Genomic DNA, 20,610 nt, shown 5'->3' with positions numbered 1-20,610 from the left:
GGAATCTTGCTATGCTATTTGGTGCAATCTTAAAAGTGTGCATATAAGCAAAACAATAAAAAGTGAGATTTCAATGAAGAAAATGCTTCATACAGCGCTCGCTGTATCTATTTCACTTGCTCTAACTGGGCAAGTGGCGGCAGCTGAGCAATCAAATGACGACAAATGGCAGGTGGACGCACCTAAAGGCCAATTCCTAGACGCTAAAATTAGTGTTGAGCAGGGCACGTGGATGAACGTAGATATTAGCCCTGATGGTAAAACAGTTGTGTTTGACCTACTCGGCGATATTTATACCATGCCAATGTCAGGTGGCACTGCAACGCAATTAACCAGTGATATTGCATGGCAAATGCAACCACGCTTTAGCCCTGATGGTAAGCACATTGCGTTTACTTCAGACCAAGGTGGTGGCGATAACATTTGGGTTATGGATTTAAATGGTGAAAACCAAAAAGCCGTAACGAACGAAACATTTCGTTTGTTAAACAGCCCAGCTTGGAGCCCAGATGGTGACTACTTAGTTGCGCGTAAGCACTTTACTGCAAGCCGCTCTCTAGGGGCTGGTGAAGTATGGCTTTACCACAAAGCGGGTGGTAAAGGTGTGCAACTAACTGCACGTGAGAACGACCAAAAAGACTTAGGCGAACCAATGTTCTCACCGGATGGTCGTTATGTTTATTTCTCGCATGATGCAACGCCGGGTAAAACATTCCATTACTCTAAAGATTCTGTAGCGGGTATTTATAAAATTAAACGCTATGACCGTGAAACTGGCGAGATTGAAACAATTATTGATGGCATGGGTGGGGCTATTCGACCAACACCTTCACCAGATGGTAAAAAGCTTGCGTATATTAAGCGCGATGATTTCCAAACAAGCTTGTACTTATATGATCTTCACACCGGTGAGCATACTAAGCTGTATGGCGAGCTTGAGCGTGATATGCAAGAGACATGGGCAATTCATGGCGTATACCCAACAATTGCTTGGACACCAGATAACGAACAACTGGTCTTTTGGGCGGGTGGGTCAATTCATAAGCTAGATGTGGATGATAAGTCTGTCTCGACTATTCCATTTAAAGTTGAGACCAATAAGCAAATTCAAAAAGCCGTGCGTTTTACACAAAACATCGATAGCGATAATTTTGATGTGAAAATGCTGCGCAATGTACAAATTTCACCGGATGGTGAAACGGCTATATTTGAAGCGCTAGGTCATATTTATAAACGTGATTTAGAGTCTGGCAAAGTGAAGCGCCTGACTAAGCAAGACGACCACTTTGAATTATTCCCGCAGTTCTCTCGTGATGGTAAGAAGATTGTTTATACCACATGGGATGATAACGAACAGGGCTCAGTTCGTGTTGTATCTGCGCGCAGTGGCCGTGGCGATACCATTACTAAAGAGCCGGGTAAATATGTAGAGCCAACTTTCAGCCCAGATGGCAAAACGGTTGTTTACCGTAAAGCATCTGGCGGTAGTATCCTTAACCCAACATGGTCATTAGAGCCAGGCATTTACTCAGTAAGTGCTAAAGGCGGTAAAGCGACGCTAATCACTAAATCAGGCTATCAGCCGCAATTTGGTGCAGCGAATGACCGCATTTATGTGATGAGCCCTTGGCCGAAACCAACATTAAGTGTTGTTGAGCTTGAATCAAAGCAAGTTCGTAAACTTTACGAGTCAGAACATGCTACAGAGTTTAGAGTATCACCAGATGGCCAATATTTAGCGTTTGCAGAGCGTTTTAAAGTATTTGTTACGCCATTTGTTGAGCGTGGCAAAACCATTAATATTGGCCCGAAAGATAGCCAATTCCCAATTGAGCAGCTTTCTGTTCGCGCGGGTGAAAACATCAGTTGGAGTGGCACAAGCGATAAACTTTATTGGAGCTTAGGCCCAGAGTTATATCATGCCAGCCTAGCGGGTTTATTTGATATTAACCAAAATGCAGAGACTGACTTTAAAGTTAAAAGCGGCGACAACATCGGTTTTACAAAAACCATGGCGGAGCCTAAATCAATCTTTGCGTTAACTGGTGCGCGTATTATCACCATGAACGGTGAGCAGGTTATTGAAAACGGCGTTATTGTTACTGATGGTAAGCATATTAAAGCAGTTGGTAGTAAAGACAGTGTTGCTATTCCTAAAGGTGCAGAAGTAATTGATGTAACTGGGAAGACAATTATGCCGGGTATTGTTGATGCACATGCGCACGGCTCGCAAGGCAGCGATGAGATCATTCCACAGCAAAACTGGAAGAACTTAGCGGGTTTAGCGTTAGGCGTGACAACGATTCACGATCCATCAAACGACACCACTGAGATTTTTGCTGCAAGCGAAATGCAAAAAGCGGGCATGATTGTCGGCCCTCGTATTTTCTCAACGGGTACCATTTTATATGGTGCAAATATGCCAGGTTATACATCGCATATTGACTCGTTAGAAGATGCTAAATTCCATCTTGAGCGTTTAAAGAAAGTAGGTGCGTTTAGTGTTAAATCCTATAACCAACCTCGTCGTGAACAGCGCCAACAAGTTATTGAAGCAGGTCGTGAACTTGAAATGATGGTTGTGCCAGAAGGCGGTTCATTACTGCAGCATAACTTAACTATGGTAGTTGATGGTCATACGGGTATTGAACACTCAATTCCTGTTGCCAATATTTACGATGATATTCGCCAGCTTTGGTCACAAAGTGATGTAGGCTACACGCCGACACTGGGTGTAGCTTACGGTGGTATTTGGGGTGAAAATTATTGGTACGACAAGACAGATGTGTGGAATCACCCACGCTTAAGTAAGTTTGTACCAAAGAATCAGCTTTTACCTCGTTCAATGCGTCGTGTTAAGGCGCCCGATCATCACTATAACCACTTTAACAATGCCCGTGTTGCTAAAGAGCTGCAAGACTTAGGTGTTTTAGTAAACCTAGGTGCTCACGGTCAACGTGAAGGTTTAGCGGCACATTGGGAGATTTGGATGTTTGCGCAAGGTGGTATGACACCACTTGAAGCAATTCGTGCAGCAACCTTAGATCCTGCTAAATACATTGGCCTTGATACCAACATCGGTTCTCTTGAGCCGGGTAAACTTGCCGATTTAATTGTTATTGACGGTAACCCGCTAACTAACATTCGTGATACAGATAAAATCGATTACACCATGATCAATGGTCGTTTATTTGATGCTGCAACCATGAACGAAGTGGGTGAGAAAAAACGCGAAAAGCTATATTTTGAAAAAATCTAACATAGCAAAAATCTAAACTGAAAGCGGCCATTGTGCCGCTTTTTTATTGTTTATTTATTGCTTTAAATAAGGAAACTGTTTAATTCCTACTAGTTTTGCTTGGCAGATCATGCCCTCTACCAGCGTCATTAAATAGTGGCTGTGTGAGTCGAGCTGCGAGCTTTCCATATTTTCACACGCTGATAGACGCTGTTTAATTAACTGCTGTACTGCCATTTTATGCTCTTTGCAGGCTTGATTTATCGGGCTTGCAGGATCAGCAAACTCCGCAGCGGTGTTAATAAATAAACAGCCATTAAAATCACCTAACTCAGTCACCTCAGAGTTAAACCAAGCTTCATGGCAGCTGATCAAAGCGACTTTAAATTCTTCAATAGTGGTTAGTTTGCTGGTGGCATGCGTTAACCAATTTAAAAATCGGGTATGTCGCTCACTAAGGCACGCTAATAACAATTCATCTTTACTTGTGAAATGGTGGTACATGGTTTTTTTGGCGACACCCGCCACACTAATAATTTCGTTTATCCCCACACTATGAATGCCTTTTTGATAAAAAAGTGACAGGGCGGTCAAAATAATATGTGTTCGTTTATCCATAACAAGGCCTCATTGGGTGACTAATGACAGCTTGACAGAAGTAGACCGAGTTGTCTACTATCTGCTTGGTAGACAAGTCGGTCTACCTATTGGAGGTTTTATGGAGAATAAAGTAAGCAAGGCGGCCGTTGCGGGTATATTTGCTTGTATGGCAATTTTTGTGTTGGCCTATTTACAGCAATTAGGAAGTTATGGTGTGTGGTTGATGGCCCCATTTGGAGCAACTGCGGTGTTGGTATTTGGTGTGCCACATAGTCCGCTTGCGAAAGCGAAGAATGTTATCGGTGGGCACTTTTTAACTGCACTAATCGGCGTTGTTTTTGTAAATTATGTCGGTGTAGGGCCTGTTGAAATTGCTATAGCCACAGGGTTGGCAATTAGCCTAATGATGTTGACGGACACAGTACATCCTGCTGCAGGCGCAAACCCAATTTTGATAATGCAATCTATGCAAAGCTGGGATTTTTTAGTGATGCCTGTATTGATTGGAACCGTATTTATTGTGTTGTTTGGCCATAGTAGCCAATGGGTTATAACTAGCCAAATGAACAGCCATAAAAAAACCGCTAACGAGTAGCGGTTTTTAAAATTGCTAAGTGTAATTTGATTACACAACACCACGCGGTAAACGACAATCGTGGTCTTTTTCAGCTAGGTTAACAATCCAAAGCTCTTCAGCTTTGTAACCGTCATCGTTTGCTGTAACAACAGTGAACGATGCTTTCTTAGCTGTTTTAGCCGGTGCAGCGGTTTTAGTTTTGGTTTTTTTCGCTGGTGCTTTAGGTGCTTCTTCTGCTTTAGGCTCAACTGTTTTACCAGAAGTGAGCTCTTCAGTCAGTGCTGCAACATCAGCAAGGCGCATATTTTTGCCACCGTCGATGCTATACCAACCAGGTTTTGTTGTGATTTCAGGTTTCTTACCATTCGCTGCTTCGTATGCTGCTTCGAAGGCATTTAACACTTCTGTTTTGTCTAGTTTGCTCATCAGAGACCCTATACGTTGTAAACACAGATTAAGAATATATATTTATACCTATTTTCAGCTTACTTTTCAATTTTTTGCGATTTTCCTTCCATTTTTCACTCATAAACGCCAAAATTTGCACAAAATAGAGGGTTGAAGGACGATTTTTATATGCAACGCAAACAATTTACTCAATTATTAAACGACATTCTTAAACCTGATTCTATCGCTGACTTTTGCCCAAATGGCTTACAAGTTGAAGGTGCGAGCGAAGTAAAAAAGATAGTGACGGGTGTCACAGCTAGCCAAGCATTGATTGATGCCGCTATTGCAGAAAATGCAGATACTATTTTGGTACATCACGGCTATTTCTGGAAAGGGGAATCGCAGCCAATCACGGGCATGAAAAAGCGCCGTATTGCAGCACTTTTAAATAATGATATTAACTTATATGGTTATCACTTACCGCTAGATATACACCCTGAAATTGGTAATAACGCGCAACTGGCTAAGTTACTTGATATTGAGTTCACAGGTGGGCTTGAATCTGGTCCAAATAGTGTACCGGTGAAAGGGCGTTTAAAAACACCTTTAAGTGGTGAAGAGTTTACCGCCAAAATAACCCAAGTACTTAACCGTGCACCATTAGCTAGTTTGGTAAGAAAAGAGAAAATTGAAACCATCGCTTGGTGCACAGGTGGCGGACAAGGGTATATTGATTTAGCAGCTGCCCAATGGATTGATGCTTATCTTACAGGTGAAGCCTCTGAGCAAACGATTCATAGTTCACGCGAGCAAGGTATCGACTTTTTTGCAGCTGGTCACCATGCTACTGAGCGTTATGGCATTAAAGCCTTAGGCGAGCTTTTAGCTGAGCAGCATGGTTTTGATGTAACGTTTATCGATATCGATAATCCAGTCTGATTGTTCTACAGCGCCTCTGGATCAATCCAGCGGCGCACACTCACCCATGCACTGCCAATTTTCTCATGCGCTACTCTGGTCACTGCAACAAGTACTGCAATGTTAGGTATAAACTGTTTGTACGTTGGATACTGACTAAAATCTTGAAAGTCGGTTGCCGCTGGGATCACATCAATGCCTTGTGCATTAAATAAGTCTTTCGCTCGCGGCATGTGGCTCGCTGAGGTGACTAAGGCAGTTTTTTTATCGACTAAATAAATGGCAAGTCGTTTCGCTTCTTCTGCGGTGTCCATGGCGAGAGGGTTTTGTTTAATTCTAGTTGCTGAGATACCAAGCGTTTTTGCTGTTTCAAACATGAGCTGGCTATTGGTGGCATTAGCAAAGCCGCCTCCTGATACATAGAGGGTGGCATTTGGGTAGTGATGGGCAAGCTTAACACCTTCAAGTAATCGAGCAAGCGCACAATCGCCTAACTGGTGGTTTGCTTGAAGGCGCGAGTTGGGCATTATTGAGCAGCCAAGTACCACAATGTTATCGAGTTTAGGCTGTTTCGCTTGGTTAAATTGCCAGGCTGGGTTATTACTTGCAGCTATCAGTGATTGACCAATAAATGGCGTGCTTATCAGCATTAAAGTTAAAATACTAACAAAGCCAAAATAGAGTGCTTTGCGTTTATGGGCAATGGCTAAAAATACCATCACTAAAGTAAGCAGCCCGAGCAACGGCAGGGGCATTAATAAAGAACCAATGATCTTTTTAATTTCAAACATTTATACCCAAGCCTCCTCAAGGTACAGAATTCAGCGTTTCACAGGTGCCTTAATATCAAGGCGTTACTTTGCAAAAATGGCAGCCCCTTTTAAGAAGTAACAACGATGAGAGTAAGCACCTGTGAAGCGCCCAAAGGGTTGGTTTAAAAGCGAATTATACTGCGTTATTGATTTTAACCATAGAACCACTATTGTTTGCAATCAATGCCTTGCCTAAATCGCTTTTAATTCCAACTGAAACTCGCACCTTGAGGTGGTTTGGGTATTAACATTATTGTTTGTAATAGATGCAGCTATGTTAGTTATTTTGCCTTGTTTTAGCGACCGTTATTTTGCTTACACGTATTTAAAAAGTGGCGATAAACTGGGTTATCTTTCATATTCTTTTTCATCGCTAAATACATAGGGCGAGTAAGGCCTAGTGCACCTAACGGAATAGACTTAATGAGTCCTTGGCTTTCATAAGGAGTGACTAGCCAGTCTGGTAATGCTGCAACCCCCATACCCGCACTCACTAATTGGAATATCAATAAGCCTTGGTCAACCGTTTTAAGCGTGCCATCAAAGCGTGCATTTTGAATAAAATGTTTAAAGATGTCTTGGCGCTCACGGGGAATAGGATACGAAATAATTGTTTCGTTTTTTAAATCAAGGGCGGTGACATAGGCTTTTTTTGCTAGCTCATGATCCGGTGCAACGATTAGTTTTAATTTAAAATCAAACAGGTGAGCATACTCAAGTTGATCGGGTTCACGAATATCAGAAGTCAGCACTAGATCTAATTCATCATTAATTAAATCTGGAATGGCGTCGTAACTAAAGCCGCGCTCGTAATCAATTTTAATATCAGGCCAAAAATTATTAAATTCTTTGATGGTTGGGAGCAACCAATGAAAGCAGGCATGACACTCAACGCTTAAACGTAAATTTGAGATTGGCTGGTTAAGGCTTTCTTTTAACCGACATTTTGTTGCCTCAACACGAGGTAATACTTCATTAGCAAGCTCCAGAAGTAGCATACCTTGCGGAGTAAAACGCACAGGCTGTGTTTTACGTTCGAACAGCTGGCAATCTAACTTATTCTCGAGATCTTTAATTTGATGCGATAAAGCCGATTGAGTTAAAAACAACTCACGGGCGGTATTGACCAAAGAGCCTGTTTCTTTAAGGGTCGCTATGGTTTTTAGGTGCTTTATATCAATCATCTTTAAAAAATCTCATGGAAAATGTGAGTCTAACTCAGATTACGAACATACTACGCCTTAGAATTTATTTTTTCAACGTCTAGACGTCTAAAATATGTGGTTATTTTAACTGCTTTTTTACAATACGCCTTTTTATAAATAATTGACAGCGTTGTCATAAGGTTTTTTGTAGTTTAACTATGAAATTCCATGAATTTACCTCAAGTTGAAACTTGCAGTTTAAATCGTGATACAGCTTGCGATTAGTAATTTGATATTTAATTAAAATTACTGAGAGTAGGGTTTAGTTGTTTGCTAAGATATTATTTTTTAGGTGTTATTATCTTCTATTAGGCGTAACGTGATTTTTAAAGGAATGCTTGTGATACGTACCGTAATTTTACTCTGTGCATGCTGGGTTTTGCCTGTTTGCGCTGGCACTATTTACAGCCAGTTTCCTACAGAGATTGACCCGCATGGTCACTACGTTTTTTATTCACATGGTTTTATCGTTGAAGGGACAAACCCTAAGCCTGTTCACAAAACCTTTGGGGTTTATGATTTTGTGGCTGTAAAAGAAGCACTGGCAGATGAAAGCTATCATTTAATTGCCTATCACAGGCCAAAAGGTACTGAGCCATTTACGTTTGCGAAAAAACTCGCTGCAGATGTTGAAGCATTGATCAGTGCCGGTGTTGCTGAGTCGAACATTAGTTTGGTTGGTTTTTCACGGGGCGGGGCATTGTCGATCCTGGCGGCTAATGAACTTAAACGTACACATATTAACTTAATTATATTGGCAGGTTGTGCAGGCCTTATAAAAAATCACACATCAGTTAAGGCTTATGGCAAAGTGTATTCTATCTTTGAGCGCTCAGATCAGGTTGGCTCTTGCCAATTTTTAATTGATAGAAGTGACGTAACCAAGTTCGAAGAAATAAGCATTAATACAGGGCTCTCCCATGGCGCATTTTATAAACCAAAAGATGAGTGGCTGTTACCAATTAAGAAGTGGCTAAAGGATTAACTATGCCTTATTTACTGTTAGTTATTGTGATCAGTTTTTTGAGTGTGAGCTCTGTAAGCAATGCTGAGCCGTTTACTTTGCCACGTACTAATACTGTGTTACTTAAAGATAAACATACCAAAAACGAATACCCCATTACGATTAAATTGCCACGCAGCTACCAAAAGCAGAACCAGAAGCGCCACCCAGTTGTTTACCTGTTAGATGCAAACTACAGTTTGCCAATTGCCTCTGGTGCTAGTCGCTTTATGATGAATTCGGGGGCTATAGAGGAGGTAATTATCGTTGCAGTTGGATATCAAAAAGGTGTATCTGGGCTCAATAGCCGTATTTATGACTATACGCCATTTGAAGATAAAAATTGGCAGCGTAAAACAGGCGGAGCAAGTCAGTATCTAAACTACCTAAAACATACTGTATTGCCTCATATTGAGGCTCACTACAGAACAACCCAAAAAAGTACGTTAGTCGGTAACTCACTTGGCGGTTTATTTGCGGCTTATACCTTATTCACTGAGCCTTCGCTTTTTTCAAATTATATTATCGGCAGTCCTTCAGTGTGGTTTAAAGAAAACTCAATATTAGCTATGGCTGTAAAACCAGCTGCCAACACAACAAAAGTTTACATCGCAGTGGGTGAACTTGAAGAAAGCGAAGGTGAAAAAATGGTGTCGGGCGCAAGGCAATTAGCAGCTAAAATTAATAAACAAAGCGGCGCGCTGGTTATAACAAATTTATTTGTTATTCCTCAGGCACGCCATGCAACCGCATTCCCAACAACGATTACCCAAGCCTTAGACTGGATTTACCAGGTTAATGGTAACTAAAGAGCGTGACACTTTTTATATTTTTTGCCGCTCCCACAAGGGCACTCGTCGTTACGGCCTATTTTAATATCTGCAACTGGCGTTATATCACCGTCTAGGTAACGCCATAGGCCATCTTCTTTAATAAAACGCGACTTCTCGTGTAACTCACAATACAAGTTTTGATAAAAGTAATTAGCTTTAAATTCTACAAAACCTTCTTGCTCGTTATGTTCAGTATCTAAAACACTTAGCTTGGTAAAACGGCAGCTATTAGCAAAATCTTTAATTTCGCGAACAGGGTTAGCGGCTTGCTGGCTTTGTGCATAGGTACTAAATACATATTTTGCATCTTTTAGTGCGTAAGCACTAAAACGAGAACGCATAAGTTGCTCTGGCGTATCAGCTTGGCTTGCACCTGTATGAAAAGGCTGGCAGCAAAGCTCGTAAGTCGATTCGCTGCCACAAGGACAAAGGGAGTGTGTGAGTGATGTCATAACAACTTACCTAAAACTATAAATTGTTATTTTAACAAGCCTATTGTGGCTGCGGTACTAAATTGTTTAATTGAGCGCTTTTTGTAAAACAATAAAATTTAGCAGATGCCTGCTCAAGGTTTAAGTTCATCGAATCAAGTTGATGATTGTTTACAATATCTGTCCATGTGATCACAGCAGCAAAATTACCGTTATGTAATGCTGAACTAAGAACATACTCAAGATTAACTAAATGTTTTTGTCTGATCACAAGAAGTTTGCTGGTATCAATCGAACATGAATCTAGTAAGGCTTTACTAGGAACATGATCAGGAGCAATTAATAGTGTCCATGCATTTTGGCTATTGTAATGATGCAATACTTTTAACAGCTCAAAAGTTGCTGAAATTTCGTCTTCAATTTGAATTAAATTAACAGACGCTTTGTCGTTATCTTGTTGGTAGCTTTTAACTGTTCTTAAGGTAATTGGCTGTAACATAACTTTCACTCACTGGTTGTTTATACAGTATGTGTGTACAGTAGTTTATACAGTGTTTTTGCGCAAGTACTTTTTTGCTATTTTTTAACCAATGATTCAGTTTAATTTTAGTCAAAATAATTTAATTGTTATTAAACAGTGCTTTACGGTTTTATTTTGATGATTGGAAAAGGTGAAAAATTTACCAGTAAAGATATACAGTATTTTATACAGTACTGTGTAAACTGTTAAATTTTGAATCTATACAGGTGTTTTGCATAAAAAAGCCGGCATCATACCGGCTCTTTATCTTTGCAATTTTGCTATTTATCTAAGTAGGTATTTAAAAACTCAAGGTATGCATTTGAGGCTTTTATGCGGTTTTCTTTTTTAGTAAAACCATGGCCTTCATCATCAAATAATACATATTCGACAGGCACACCATTTGCCTTTACAGCGGCAACAAGTTCATCGCTTTCAACTTGTAAAACTCGAGGGTCGTTAGCACCTTGGATCACCATTAATGGCTTGGTGATGTTTTTAGCATGAAATAGTGGCGAAATGGCACGGTGACGTTCACCGTCTGTCGCTGGGTCGCCCATTTCATCATACAGCGCCTTTTTAAAGCTTTCCCACCATGGTGGAATCGAGTTTAAGGTTCTAACCCAGTTTGTTACACCAAATATATTAATGCCTACTTTGAACTCTTCAGGTTCAAAGGCAAGAGCTGCGGCGGTCATAAAGCCACCATAGCTGCCCCCCATGATGCCAATTTTATCAGCATCAACCCAATCTAGGCTTTGCAGGTGTTTTTTACCGTAAACAATATCTTGTAAATCGTCAGTGCCGTGTTTTTTATCATCTAAATGGAAGAAGGTTTTACCATAGCCTGAGCTGCCACGGTTATTAACTGCAAAAATGGCATAACCATGATTGACTAGATGCTGCTGCATTGCACTATATCCTGTACGACTTTGGCCGCCAGGACCGCCGTGCACCCAAACTAAAGCTGGTACTTTGTTGTTGCTATTAGCTTGCTTAGGCTTATATAAAACCCCGGGGATCTCTAAACCATCAAAGCTTTTAAAGCGCACAATTGTGCTTTCAACCAAGTCATTTTGATTAATTGCATCACTTAATGTGTTGGTTAATTGTTTAGCTTTTGATTCACCGAGTTGCCACACAAATAGGTTACTTGGCGAGGTATCTGAATTTAAATAAAACGCCATGGTCTTTTCATCAGCTGAAAAGTTCACACCACGTAAGTTACCAGCAGGCAGCGATGGCATGGCAATACCTTTACCTGTGGTGGTATCAATTATCGACACTTTAGTGCTTGCGTCAGCATTAACACCGCTTACTTGATAACGGCCAGATTTAGAGAAGTAGATAAAACTCACATCCCACTCATCTTTGAGGGCAGGGCTGTGCTCGCCGGTCGTTAAGTCATAGCGCCACACTTCTGCAAACTCACCTTTGGCGTCGGTTGAGTAATATAATGATTTACTGTCTCTTGAGAAGGTTTCTGGACCATACTTAGCGTCGTCGTCATGACGGGTAATGAGCTCTGGTTTCAGTGTTTTTTTACGCGTATCGAGAATAAATACATCGCTGTCTTTGTTCGAATTGTTTTTCGATAAAGCAATAAATCGACCGTCAGGGCTGATCGCACCGACATCTAGCCCCATGGTATTTTGATAAACAGGCGTTACTTCATAGCTATTAGCATCAACACGATATAGGTCCATAAACTTAGCATCACGCTGATTGCTGGTTATAAAAAAGTGTTTACCGTCTTCTGTGAAGCCTGCAAATCCTGCACGGGTTTCTTCACCTGGCGTAAGATCTTTAACTGTACCATCTGTTTCGCGAACGTAGATGTGATAACGCTCGTTACCGCCTGAATCTTTAGTAAATAGTACGCGCTCATCTTTAGGGAAATAAGCCACAGCATACGTACTGTCTTCAAAATCTGTTAAGCGGGTTTTTTTGGCGGTTTTTATATCTACTTCATAAAGGCTATAAATACCGCTTTCGTCACTGCTAACGAGTATTTTGTCGCCTTTTGGTGAAAAGCTGCTGCCCATGATTGAGGTTGTATCAAAAAAGGTTTCAGCGTCATACTGTTTAACAGTTTGGCTTTGTTGCACGCTTTCGGTGCTGCTCGTTGGTGAGGTTGATTGTGAACATCCTGCAAGTGCAAGGCTAAGTGCGCATGCAACAGCTGCTAGTTGAAAACTCGGTTTCATTGTAATTATTCCTTGTTAATTTTTCGTTTTAAAGTGTTGCCTGTTCATAATCTAAACGCAAGTTTTACCCGTTCGATATTTGTTACAAATCATGTAACTAATAAGAGATATGAGTGTGTTACTATTTTTTCACTATTAAAGGAATAAACATGATTGAAATTAACAACCTCAATAAGCGCTTTGCTTCAGCCCACGTTTTTGAAAACTATAATAAGCAATTTCAAGGTAAACGAGTTTGTTTACAGGCAGCCAATGGCAGAGGAAAAACAACATTATTGATGATGCTAGCTGGCCTTGAAAAGCCGCAATCAGGGCAGGTTTTATATAATAATCAAGCATTAAAATCGCCGCAAAACATTGTTTCAATTGCTAGCGACCGTATTGCTCTGCCAGATTTTTTAACTGCGCGACAAGTTATTGAACTTAGTTGCAAGGCGTTAAAGAAAGATATGCCTGAGCAACTCATTACTGGATTTAACTTTAAAGAGCACCTCAATACTCGCTTTAGTGCTTTGTCGAGTGGCAATCAAAAGAAGTGTCAGCTTATCACTGCTTTTTTAAAGCAAGCTCCATTTTTGCTATTAGATGAACCGAGTGCTGCACTTGATCAAACAAGTATAAAATTTTTGCTGACCTTACTTGATGACTACCTTGATAATAAACCTAATGGGCAAATTATCATTACAAGCCACGAACCAGAGGTGTTTATACAGCACGGTTTTGAGTGCACATCACTATGATAAATTCCTTTGCAAGTTACTTCTCATTCCTTTCTTTTCGATACTTAGCATATACGACCACCCTCAAGAGCATGCTGTCTCAGTTAAAGAATTTTAGCTTGTTGTTTGCACTGGTACTGGGCCCAGCTTTTCTTGGTATGGTTTTATTGTTGTTTTTAGGACTTGGTAAAATAGTCGATAGCCATGCAGCACCTGGTTACGGTGCAAAATTAGCAGTGATTTATCTTTTACTTGAATCAGTAATGTTATGGGCCATGGCACCAGCCATTAAAAATGAGCAAAATAGGGCATTTCAGCGAAGTCTATATAAATCCTCTTGGCGAGTATGTGTTGACTGCAAGTTACTACTGTTAAGTAATGCTTGGCTTATTGCCAGTTTACTAATAGCAGTCGACCTATCGTTAAAGCAATGGCTACAAGTGCCTCATTTTATACTGTTTATGCTGTTGCAGTGGCTATGTGGAGTATTTGTTCTTTATAGGCCACGTGCACTTTTTTATAGTTTATTACTCAGTTCTATCTTGGTATTACTGCCTGCTAGTTTAACTTCACTGCAATACTATCTAAGTTTTATTGCAATTTTCGGCTGTTCGATTTTACTCCCACCTGTAAGAATAAGTCATAAGTTAAAAGTACACTCGCTTGCTTTGTTTTGGCTTAGTTACTTTATACAGCATAGCTGGAGCTTAATATGGCGTGGTTCAGTCTTGCTAGCATGCTTGCTCGCTTTATTACAGCTAATTGCAGTTCGTAATGACTTTAGCGACTTGGTACTGGCTTTGGCTTTTTCAGTATGCGTGTTGCTAACAAGCTCGCTGCAGTTCGATTGCTTGGCTGTTTTTAAAAAATATCGGCTGTTCTTTCAAAGCAATAACCAAGATAAGCCGTTTTATATAAGCCAGTTTTTACCGAGCTTTATATTTTTTTCTGTGGCTTTCATTGTCGTTATAAGCATGCTTGGCACTAACTTGATTTACATCCCTATTGGGGCAGTGTGGTGTGTATTGCAGCAATATTTAGCGCAAAAAAAACCAGCGCAATTTGCGCTGGTTTGGTTTTTCATAACAATTGGAATTGTTTTGCTAGCTTAAGCGGCGTCTGCTTTTTTATCGCTCTCGCCGCGGGCAACATTACCTGCAACTAAGTCTGCTGGGTCAAAGTCGTCAACGTTAATAACGTCAAGACGGGCTTTTTCAACAGCAGCTAGTTTGTCGGCTTCAGCTTGGCTTAAAATGCCTGCTTCTAGGCCCATTTGCGCTACTTTATCAAGCTGGAAGAAAGGCAGTTTTACGCCTTTTTCACGGCATACCTTGTCAAACAGAGGCTCAACTTCAAGGATGTCTTTAAGCGTTTGCTCTTGACGACCAACAAGGTTAAGTGGCTCGTTTTTAAGATAAATGTAGTTAGCTAAACGGTTACGAGTTTCGCTTGGTACTTGTAATAAGTGAGCAAGTTTGTGCTCAAGCTTATCAGTAGGCTTACGTACTGGACGACCGAATGGGAATAACATGATTTTTAGCATCGCACGTAGTGGTGCAGATGGCATGTTATTGATTAAGTCAGCGAGTGCACGTTGGCAGTGGTAAAGGTGATCTTGGCAGCTCCATTGAACAAGCGCAAAATCTTCTTTTTTACGGCCTTCGTCGTTGTAACGTTTAAGTGTTGCAGATACAAGGTATAAGTAGCTTAGTAAGTCACCTAAACGTGCAGAGATACGCTCTTTACGTTTTAATGAACCACCAAATACCGCCATGCTGATATCTGACATTAATGCTAATGATGCACTGAAACGTGACGCAACACGATAAAACTCAGCTGTTTCGTCTTTGTACGGTGTACTTGTGAAGCGAGCATTTGTTAATGCTAACCACTTAGTACGAACAAGGTTCGAAATAGTAAAGCCAACGTGACCCATTAACGCTTTATCGAATACTGCTAGCGCTTCTTCACGGTCTTCAATAGCACAAGCACCTAGCTCAGTTAACACGAATGGATGACAACGAATTGCACCTTGACCATAAATGATCATGTTACGCGTTAAGATGTTTGCACCTTCAACGGTAATTGCAATTGGCGCACCTTGGTAACCGCGACCTAAGTAGTTGTTTGGACCAAGCATGATGCCTTTACCACCATGAACATCCATGCCGTGAATCGTTGCTTCACGCATTTGCTCAGTTAAGTGGTATTTGATAATCGCAGATACAACCGATGGTTTTTCACCAAGGTCAACAGCCCCTGTAGACATGCTCACTGCAGCATCAGAGCTATATGCGTAACCTGCAAGTTTTGCCATTGATTCTTCAACACCTTCCATTTGACCAATTGGTAAACGGAATTGACGGCGAATACGGCTGTAAGAGCCTGTTGCAAGCGCAATTGTTTTAATGCCACCTGTTGAGTTAGACGGCAATGTAATTGCACGACCAACAGATAAACATTCAACAAGCATACGCCAGCCTTGACCAGCCATTTTCGGGCCACCAATGATGTAATCAAGTGGTACGAAGATGTCTTTACCGCGAGTAGGACCATTTTGGAATGGTACGTTTAGCGGGAAGTGACGACGGCCAATTTCGACCCCTGGAGTATCTGTAGGGATCAGCGCACAGGTAATACCAGGTTCTTTATCATCACCTAGTAAACCGTCTGGATCTTGTAGTTTAAATGCAAGACCAAGTACAGTCGCAACAGGAGCAAGAGTAATGTAACGCTTGTTCCACGTTAGGCTAATACCAACAACTTCTTCGCCGTTCCATTGACCTTTACAAACAACACCGTAATCTGGAATTGCACTTGCGTCAGAACCAGCTTCTGGTGATGTTAAAGCAAAACATGGGATCTCTTGACCACTTGCTAAGCGTGGTAAGTAATGATCTTTTTGCTCTTTTGTACCATAGTGCTGAAGTAACTCGCCCGGACCTAATGAGTTAGGTACACCTACAATAGAAGAAAGTAGCGTCGATTTACTGGTTAGCTTTTGCAGAACACATGATTGTGCATAAGCAGAAAACTCTAAACCGCCGAATTCTTTTTTGATGATCATGGCAAAGAATTTATTATCTTTTAGATATTGCCAAACATCTTGCGGTAAATCAGTTAGTTCGTGAGTTGCGTGCCAGTCATCTAGCATGCTACACACTTCTTCAACTGGGCCATCAATAAACGCTTGCTCTTCGATAGTCAGTTTAGGTGCTGGGTATTGGTGTAATTTGTTCCAGTCAGGACGACCACAAAATAGATCCGCTTCCCACCACGTCGTACCGGCATCGATTGCTGATTTTTCAGTATCCGACATGGTCGGGGTTACTTTTTTGAAAGCAGCGAAGATAGGTTTAATGATGTATTGTTGACGAACGCCAGTCACAGAAAGTGGCACAGCGATAAGTAAGAATAGTAGCCAACTAATTGCGCCAAACGCGCCAGCAAATGTGCCAACAAGTAAAGTCGCAACGGCAATACCTAAGCAGGTATTCCAGCTTGCTCTGTGGTAACTCGCAATACTAAGCAGCACGAGTAAACCAAGTAAAAATATGAGAGTCATTGATTATTCCTTAATAGAGGTCAGACCACCTCTTTTAGAGTAGCGCTAGAAAAGCGAATTATCAAGAGGGGAACAAGGATTAAAACGGCTTGTTTGGTGAGTTTTATTATTTTAAAAATGGCTATCAGTGCAAAAACATTTACAGCAGATGAGGAATTGTTGAGTAATTACTTATAATCAGCGCCGTTATACTTACGATTAGTTGTGAATTGCTCAGATAGTTCTGAAAATCTCAGCATAGCAGTTGCCATCCTTTGCGGTATGTTTAACAATGAGCGCAGGCAGGGATCAGCCCATCATGCCTTCCTTCGATTAGTTTTATAGGTTAAGAGTTCTATGTGTGAGTTGCTTGGCATGTCGGCCAATGTACCAACGGATATTTGTTTCAGTTTTTCAGGATTATTAGAACGCGGTGGTAATACTGGCCCGCATAAAGATGGCTGGGGCATCACTTTTTACGAAGGTAAAGGCTGTCGTACATTTAAAGATCCAGAGCCAAGTTGCCAATCAGAAATTGCCAAGTTGGTTAAAGCGTATCCAATAAAAAGTATTTCAGTGATAAGCCATATTCGCCAAGGAAACCGTGGTCGAGTGTGCCTTGAAAATACCCACCCATTTACTCGCGAGTTATGGGGCCGTGAAATTACGTATGCTCACAACGGGCAACTATCGAATTATCATGATTTAAAACCAGATTACTATCGACCGGTCGGTAATACAGACAGTGAACTGGCGTTTTGCTGGTTGCTCGATAAAATTCGCGAAAAATACCCTAAACGCCCATCAAATATGGCGTCTGTATTTCGTTATGCTGCAAAGCTTGCTCATACGCTGCGTGAGAAAGGCGTATTTAATATGCTACTTACCGATGGTGTTTATGTTTTAGCTTATTGCACCAATAACCTACATTGGATCACACGCCGTGCACCGTTTGGTAAAGCGACATTAATTGATGCAGACATGGTGATTGATTTTCAAAAAGAAACCACACCGAACGATGTGGTTACTGTGATTGCAACAAGGCCGCTCACCAATGATGAACGCTGGCAGAAAATGGAGCCAGGTGAGTTTGCACTGTTTAAAATGGGCGAAAAGATTTAAATAAAAGATGAAGCGCTACTCAGGCGCTTCATTACTCACTTCTTGTTGCACTTCATTTGGAACACTAACAGGTGTGGTCACGGTGAATGAATTGAGCTGCACTTCAAATTGCTCTACGCCTTTTTCACCTTTCCACATACGAACTAGCATGTAATCCATTTCTGGGGCAAACCAAGCAAGCGCTTGACGCTTATCGTTATCGTATAATCGTTTTACTTTAATCGCTTCTACATTACCAATAGGTAGCGAAATCATTTCTGTGCCGACAACTTCAAAGTCATAATTACGAAGGTTGCCTTTTTTATCAATCAGTGGATACGATAATTGCGTTTTACCTTGTTTTAGCTCTTCGCGTACTTGCACTTGATAAGACAGTGAATCTTGAAAATCATCTGACCAATCAATTTTAAGAGGGTACTTACTTTGGCTGCTTTGAACTTGCTTTTGCGTAGCATCAAATTTTAAGCTGTACTCTTTATCAGGCCCGGTGCCCGAACGCTCCATAGTGTAACTTAGCGGAGAAATTTTCTGATCATGATAAGTAAACATGGATGTTTCTTTTCGTGAGTCTGAAAAAATCATCCATTCGATTTCACTGTGATAAGTGATCACGTAGTTACCGTCTGCGGCTTTTTTCAGCTCGCGTACTGCTTTACCATGGGTTTCGCCTTTACGAAGTACATCGTATTTGGCTTCGTATTGAGTGAGGTCGCCAGCTAATACACTGGTAGGAAGTAATAAAGTGCCCACACAAGCGAGTAGGGCACTTAGATTTTTATTCTGGGTAGTGCGCGCCGTGTGCAGGAAGTTTCTTTTCGTCAAAAACTGCATAATCTGCTTCCATCTTGAGTCGTTGTTCACTGAACCACTTGACCACCAACGGATAGATTATATGTTCTTGCTGATGAACACGTTGTGCGAGTGTCTCTGCGGTATCGTTTTCGAGTACCGGCACTTTGGCTTGAAGAACTACGGGACCGCCGTCTAGCTCTTCTGTGACAAAGTGAACACTAACACCATGAACGTCATCTTTTGCATCTATCGCTCGCTGGTGGGTATTCAGCCCTTGGTACTTAGGCAACAAAGAAGGGTGAATGTTCAACATTTTTCCCTTAAACTTTTGCACTAAGCTAGGTGTAAGAATACGCATAAAACCAGCTAATACAACTAGATTTGGTTCAAAATTGTCAATAATGTCCATTAACTCAGCATCATAGGCCTCGCGCGAGTCAAAATCTTTATGGCTTAGTACACGTGTTTGTATACCTGCATTTTTTGCTCGCTCAAGGCCATAGGCGTCGGCTTTATTACTAATTACAGCGGCGATTTCGGCCTTTATCTCACCACGCGCACACGCGTCAATGATGGCTTGAAGGTTTGAACCGCTACCAGAAATTAATACAACAAGACGACAAGGGGTCATTAGTCACGACCACCTAAAATTTCTACTTGCTCTTCGCCTGCTTTCGCATCTTGGATCTCACCGATATGCCATGCATTTTCGCCAAGATCTTTAAGGATTGTTAAGCTTTGCTCAAGTTTGTCAGCTGGAACAACTAAAACCATGCCTACACCACAGTTGAATGTACGGTACATTTCGTGTGTTGTGATGTTGCCGTTTTCTTGTAACCAGTTGAAAACAACAGGCCATTCCCAGCTGTCACCTTTGATTACTGCTTTTGCAGATTCAGGAAGTACGCGCGGGATGTTTTCCCAGAAACCACCACCCGTGATGTGAGATAACGCATGTACGTCAACCTGCTTGAATAGCTCAAGTAGTTGTTTAACGTAGATACGAGTTGGCTCTAAAAGGTGATCGCCAAGTGTTTTGCCTTCAAGCTCAGCGCTCGTGTCTGCGCCAGATACTTCAAGAACTTTACGAATTAATGAGAAGCCGTTTGAGTGAGGACCACTTGATGCAAGAGCGATTAATTGGTCGCCTGCAGCAACTTTAGTACCGTCGATAATTTTTGATTTTTCTACAACACCAGTACAGAAACCAGCCATGTCGTAGTCTTCGCCGTCGTACATACCTGGCATTTCAGCAGTTTCACCACCGATTAATGCACAGCCAGAAAGCTCACAGCCTTTACCAATACCTGTTACAACATCAGCCGCAGTATCTACGTCTAATTTACCCGTTGCATAGTAATCAAGGAAAAATAGTGGCTCTGCACCTTGTACAATAAGGTCGTTTACACACATAGCAACAAGGTCGATACCCACTGTGTCGTGCTTTTTAAGATCGATTGCTAAACGTAGTTTTGTACCAACACCGTCTGTGCCAGCAACCAGTACAGGCTCTTTATAGCCAGTTGGTAGTTCGCAAAGTGCGCCAAAACCACCGATACCGCCCATTACTTCAGGACGTCTGGTTTTTTTAACTACGCCTTTAATACGCTCAACAAGTGCATTACCGGCATCGATATCTACGCCCGCGTCTTTATAGCTAAGAGACTGTTTTTGTTCGCTCACAGGTTTTCCTCAAAAA

19 protein-coding genes are annotated in these 20,610 nt (G+C 41.3%); 8 read left to right on the top strand and 11 right to left on the bottom strand.

Going from position 1 to position 20,610, the window contains the following annotated elements:
* The first annotated feature begins 73 nt into the window (after window positions 1-73).
* Window positions 74-3,259 carry an amidohydrolase family protein gene (locus AOG27_RS03435; protein ID WP_054551609.1) on the top strand — a complete coding sequence of 1,062 codons (3,186 nt, stop codon included), beginning with the start codon at window positions 74-76 and terminating at the stop codon, window positions 3,257-3,259.
* Window positions 3,260-3,313: 54 nt separating this feature from the next.
* On the opposite strand, the gene AOG27_RS03430 is transcribed toward AOG27_RS03435, so the two are convergent.
* Window positions 3,314-3,856: a TetR/AcrR family transcriptional regulator gene (locus tag AOG27_RS03430; RefSeq protein ID WP_054551608.1), complete on the bottom strand. Its 543-nt coding sequence runs from the start codon at window positions 3,854-3,856 to the stop codon at window positions 3,314-3,316.
* 100 nt (window positions 3,857-3,956) lie between these two features.
* Between AOG27_RS03430 and AOG27_RS03425 the strand changes: the two genes are divergently transcribed.
* On the top strand, window positions 3,957-4,433 hold the full coding sequence (locus tag AOG27_RS03425; RefSeq protein WP_054551607.1) for an HPP family protein: 477 nt from the start codon (window positions 3,957-3,959) through the stop codon (window positions 4,431-4,433).
* Between the two features lie 30 nt (window positions 4,434-4,463).
* On the opposite strand, the gene AOG27_RS03420 is transcribed toward AOG27_RS03425, so the two are convergent.
* Window positions 4,464-4,841 (bottom strand): hypothetical protein, encoded by a 378-nt coding sequence (locus AOG27_RS03420; protein WP_054551606.1) that lies wholly within the window; start codon window positions 4,839-4,841, stop codon window positions 4,464-4,466.
* 150 nt (window positions 4,842-4,991) lie between these two features.
* Here AOG27_RS03420 and AOG27_RS03415 point away from each other — a divergent pair, with 150 nt between their 5' ends.
* Window positions 4,992-5,744, top strand: a complete 753-nt coding sequence (locus tag AOG27_RS03415; RefSeq protein ID WP_054551605.1) for a Nif3-like dinuclear metal center hexameric protein — start codon at window positions 4,992-4,994, stop codon at window positions 5,742-5,744.
* A gap of 5 nt (window positions 5,745-5,749) precedes the next feature.
* On the opposite strand, the gene AOG27_RS03410 is transcribed toward AOG27_RS03415, so the two are convergent.
* Together AOG27_RS03410 and AOG27_RS03405 are read right to left on the bottom strand one after the other, a co-directional pair.
* Window positions 5,750-6,514, bottom strand: a complete 765-nt coding sequence (locus tag AOG27_RS03410) for a YdcF family protein (protein WP_054551604.1) — start codon at window positions 6,512-6,514, stop codon at window positions 5,750-5,752.
* A 317-nt stretch (window positions 6,515-6,831) separates the two neighbouring features.
* A complete protein-coding gene (locus AOG27_RS03405) occupies window positions 6,832-7,719 on the bottom strand; it encodes a LysR substrate-binding domain-containing protein (RefSeq protein WP_054551603.1) in 888 nt (295 codons plus the stop codon).
* A 361-nt stretch (window positions 7,720-8,080) separates the two neighbouring features.
* Between AOG27_RS03405 and AOG27_RS03400 the strand changes: the two genes are divergently transcribed.
* Window positions 8,081-8,725, top strand: a complete 645-nt coding sequence (locus AOG27_RS03400) for an alpha/beta fold hydrolase (protein WP_235523669.1) — start codon at window positions 8,081-8,083, stop codon at window positions 8,723-8,725.
* Between the two features lie 2 nt (window positions 8,726-8,727).
* Complete coding sequence (locus tag AOG27_RS03395) at window positions 8,728-9,552, top strand: alpha/beta hydrolase (RefSeq protein ID WP_054551602.1); 825 nt, start codon at window positions 8,728-8,730, stop codon at window positions 9,550-9,552.
* On the opposite strand, the gene AOG27_RS03390 is transcribed toward AOG27_RS03395, so the two are convergent.
* From AOG27_RS03390 to AOG27_RS03380, 3 genes are all read right to left on the bottom strand, one after another.
* Entirely contained in the window at window positions 9,549-10,028 is a 480-nt protein-coding gene (locus tag AOG27_RS03390) for a YchJ family protein (protein WP_054551601.1), read from the bottom strand. The two genes, AOG27_RS03395 and AOG27_RS03390, sit on opposite strands and share 4 nt — an antisense overlap.
* A 40-nt stretch (window positions 10,029-10,068) precedes the next feature.
* Window positions 10,069-10,506 (bottom strand): SulA-like leucine-rich domain-containing protein, encoded by a 438-nt coding sequence (locus AOG27_RS03385; RefSeq protein WP_054551944.1) that lies wholly within the window; start codon window positions 10,504-10,506, stop codon window positions 10,069-10,071.
* Between the two features lie 302 nt (window positions 10,507-10,808).
* Window positions 10,809-12,734 carry an alpha/beta hydrolase family protein gene (locus AOG27_RS03380; RefSeq protein ID WP_054551600.1) on the bottom strand — a complete coding sequence of 642 codons (1,926 nt, stop codon included), beginning with the start codon at window positions 12,732-12,734 and terminating at the stop codon, window positions 10,809-10,811.
* Between the two features lie 149 nt (window positions 12,735-12,883).
* On the opposite strand from AOG27_RS03380, the gene AOG27_RS03375 reads away from it, so the two are divergent.
* Window positions 12,884-13,474: an ATP-binding cassette domain-containing protein gene (locus AOG27_RS03375; RefSeq protein ID WP_054551599.1), complete on the top strand. Its 591-nt coding sequence runs from the start codon at window positions 12,884-12,886 to the stop codon at window positions 13,472-13,474.
* Entirely contained in the window at window positions 13,471-14,565 is a 1,095-nt protein-coding gene (locus tag AOG27_RS03370) for a DUF6136 family protein (protein WP_054551598.1), read from the top strand. Before AOG27_RS03375 ends, AOG27_RS03370 begins: the two co-directional genes overlap by 4 nt.
* Here the strand turns inward: AOG27_RS03370 and fadE are convergent.
* A complete protein-coding gene (fadE, locus tag AOG27_RS03365; protein ID WP_054551597.1) occupies window positions 14,562-17,018 on the bottom strand; it encodes an acyl-CoA dehydrogenase FadE in 2,457 nt (818 codons plus the stop codon). The two genes, AOG27_RS03370 and fadE, sit on opposite strands and share 4 nt — an antisense overlap.
* A gap of 336 nt (window positions 17,019-17,354) precedes the next feature.
* On the opposite strand from fadE, the gene AOG27_RS03360 reads away from it, so the two are divergent.
* Window positions 17,355-18,119, top strand: coding sequence for a class II glutamine amidotransferase (locus AOG27_RS03360; RefSeq protein WP_054551596.1), 765 nt, complete (start codon window positions 17,355-17,357; stop codon window positions 18,117-18,119).
* Between the two features lie 15 nt (window positions 18,120-18,134).
* Here AOG27_RS03360 and AOG27_RS03355 read toward each other — a convergent pair whose 3' ends face one another.
* The 3 genes from AOG27_RS03355 to purM are packed head-to-tail and all read right to left on the bottom strand — an operon-like array spanning window position 18,135 to window position 20,594.
* On the bottom strand, window positions 18,135-18,950 hold the full coding sequence (locus AOG27_RS03355) for a DUF3108 domain-containing protein (protein ID WP_082389175.1): 816 nt from the start codon (window positions 18,948-18,950) through the stop codon (window positions 18,135-18,137).
* Window positions 18,895-19,542 carry a phosphoribosylglycinamide formyltransferase gene (gene purN, locus AOG27_RS03350; RefSeq protein ID WP_054551594.1) on the bottom strand — a complete coding sequence of 216 codons (648 nt, stop codon included), beginning with the start codon at window positions 19,540-19,542 and terminating at the stop codon, window positions 18,895-18,897. The genes AOG27_RS03355 and purN overlap by 56 nt, the downstream gene beginning before the upstream one ends.
* Window positions 19,542-20,594, bottom strand: coding sequence for a phosphoribosylformylglycinamidine cyclo-ligase (gene purM / locus AOG27_RS03345; RefSeq protein ID WP_054551593.1), 1,053 nt, complete (start codon window positions 20,592-20,594; stop codon window positions 19,542-19,544). The genes purN and purM overlap by 1 nt, the downstream gene beginning before the upstream one ends.
* Window positions 20,595-20,610 lie beyond the last annotated feature (16 nt).

This window comes from Pseudoalteromonas lipolytica (genome assembly GCF_001306915.1).
GTDB classification, from domain to species: Bacteria; Pseudomonadota; Gammaproteobacteria; order Enterobacterales; family Alteromonadaceae; genus Pseudoalteromonas; species Pseudoalteromonas simplex.
The sequence above is the reverse complement of the archived record's forward strand: the minus strand, read 5'-3'. Positions and strand labels throughout refer to the sequence as shown.